Raw genomic sequence first — 2172 nt, forward strand, 5'->3', positions numbered from 1 at the left:
TGCACCTCTAGCTCAGTTGGTAGAGCAACTGACTCTTAATCAGTGGGCCCAGGGTTCGAGTCCCTGGAGGTGCACCAGATATTGAACGTCAAATCGTAAGATTTGACGTTCTTTTTTGTTATGTAACCCCGAAAAATCGGGGCTTGCACGGTCAATGCACGGTTTTTGCACGGTCGGCGTTTTCGTGGGAATCCTCTGCATGGGCTGGAATTGCTTTGAAATGCGTGGTAAATTTTGCATCAGGTCAGCAGAGCCAGACGGAGCTGCGCCTTTACTTCGGGGTCTGCGTCCTTCAGAAGTTCCAGCAGAGCGGTCATGGAGATGGTCGGTTCGCCTGCGGCGGGTACAGCCTGCGGGCTGGGGCTTTCCTGTTTAGCATAGAACCCTTCCTCAAATTTCCTGCCCAGTTCTACACGAGAGGACTGCTGGATATGAGCGTAGGTGTTCACCAGCATATCCGCCGTGGCGTGCCCTGTGGTGCCCTGAACGGCCTTCACATCGCCGCCGGAGATCATCAGTTGATAGGTGGCACTGGAGTGACGCAGACCGTGGAACACAATGCGGGGGAATTCCGGGTGGGCATCCTGCCATTTGAGGAACTTCTTGCGGATCAGCACCGGCTCCACTGCCAGACCATTGGGTAGACGGAACAGCATTCCGCTATCATGGTAGCGTGCCGGGTCTTTCATCTCGTCTGCCGCCAACTGATTCAGCCACTTCTTCAATTCCTCTTTCAGTGCAGAGGTCATGAAGATGGTACGGCAGGAGGATGCGGTTTTGGTGCTTTTCAGGATGAGGGAAGTGGTGCTGCGCTCCAGCTTGTCCGGGAATATCTTGATGATGCAGCCATCGTCCACTTGATTTAGGGCTTCTTTCCGCACCCGCTGCATGGACTTGTTGATACGGAAGGTTCCGATGCCATCTGCTGCGTCAAAATCGAGATCTTCCGGGGTCAGACCTACGATCTCGCCCTCTCGCAGTGCGCCCACCAGTGTGAGGTGGACTGCCAGATGCAGGATGGGGTCCTCCATGCTGTCCAGAGCCGCCCTCATTTCCTCTACCGTCCAGATGGTGCGCTCCTGCGTAGACTTCTTGGGGCTGTCCACGGGAACAGGGCTTTTGACAAGGATGCCCCACTCTACGGCATACTGGAAGGCAGTGCCCAGCAGCCGGTGCACCTCATGGATCGTTGTGCCGGAAAGGAAACGCTGCTTCTGCTTTTCGGTCAGTTCCTGCTTCTTGCCCTCGATATACGAACCACAGGGCGTTTTGCTCAGGGTCGTGTAGAGGTTCTCCATGTGGTAGGGCTTGAGCTTCTGCATCTCCATGCTACCGATATAGGGGATAATGAGATTCTGAATGGTGGAAAGGTTGGATTCGTAGGTTTTGGGTGCCCACTTGTGCTTGCTGCACTGTTTCGGCAGCCAGTCCATCAGGAACTCTGCCACCGTTACCGAGGACGGAATCAGGAAAGTGCCAGCGGCCAGTTCATGCTCGATTTGCTTTTTTCGGTTCGTTGCCTCCTCTTTTGTGGGAAAGCTCTCCCATTTGTCGCAGCTCTTGCCGTGCTCATCTTCGTAGGTGTAGCGGACGCTGTAAGAGTTGCCGCGCTTCGTAATATATGCCATACTGTTTGCCTCCTTATCAAGCTGCCCGGTAGAGCCACGCATCGAAGCTGTCCTTCGGCACACGGATGCTTCCGCCTACTCGCAGGACACGGAATTCGGTAGTGCTGTTGCACAGATTGTAAGCAGAGCGCAGGCTGATGGCCAGCATTCGTGCGATCTCTTCCACCGTGTACACCAGTTTCGTGGTTGCCGGGCCGTCAGTCGGAGACTTGACGGCATTGGTTTGAGTGACCACTTCCATTGTAGTGGGATTCGAGCCCTTTTGCAAGAACTTTTTCGTATAATCGGAAGATTGCACAGGGACGGTCATAGAATTACGGTCAAAATCCATAAGCGTTGCTCCTTATATTGTCATATCATCTAAAAATTCAGCTTAAAGTTCTACATCTTGCCCACGCTTACGGTTTTGCTGCGGCACATTCATGGTGTGCTCCTGCTTGGGGGCAAGAATCTTTTCCAGAAAGCCACGCACCAGTTCGGGCGCACGGTGGAGAGCATCCAGATAGGGTTTCACGTCGTACCACAGGTCGTGGTACTTGTTGCT

General features: G+C 53.8%; 2 protein-coding genes and 1 tRNA gene. 1 reads left to right on the forward strand and 2 read right to left on the reverse strand.

Annotation, left to right across the window (positions count from 1 at the left end):
- Window position 1 precedes the first annotated feature (1 nt).
- Window positions 2-77: transfer RNA gene (locus tag AAAU26_RS00080), tRNA-Lys, on the forward strand.
- 162 nt (window positions 78-239) lie between these two features.
- On the opposite strand, the gene AAAU26_RS00085 is transcribed toward AAAU26_RS00080, so the two are convergent.
- Together AAAU26_RS00085 and AAAU26_RS00090 are read right to left on the reverse strand one after the other, a co-directional pair.
- Window positions 240-1628, reverse strand: a complete 1389-nt coding sequence (locus AAAU26_RS00085) for a site-specific integrase (RefSeq protein WP_097786545.1) — start codon at window positions 1626-1628, stop codon at window positions 240-242.
- A 16-nt stretch (window positions 1629-1644) separates the two neighbouring features.
- Entirely contained in the window at window positions 1645-1959 is a 315-nt protein-coding gene (locus AAAU26_RS00090) for a helix-turn-helix domain-containing protein (RefSeq protein ID WP_097793617.1), read from the reverse strand.
- Window positions 1960-2172: the final 213 nt, after the last annotated feature.

It is taken from the genome of Faecalibacterium longum (assembly GCF_040094125.1).
Taxonomy (GTDB): domain Bacteria; phylum Bacillota; class Clostridia; order Oscillospirales; family Ruminococcaceae; genus Faecalibacterium; species Faecalibacterium longum.

Excerpts from the sequence above, each read along its gene's own strand:
- AAAU26_RS00085 (WP_097786545.1), bottom strand. The coding sequence starts at position 1,628 with ATGGCATATATTACGAAGCGCGGCAACTCTTACAGCGTCCGCTACACC.
- AAAU26_RS00090 (WP_097793617.1), bottom strand. The coding sequence starts at position 1,959 with ATGGATTTTGACCGTAATTCTATGACCGTCCCTGTGCAATCTTCCGAT.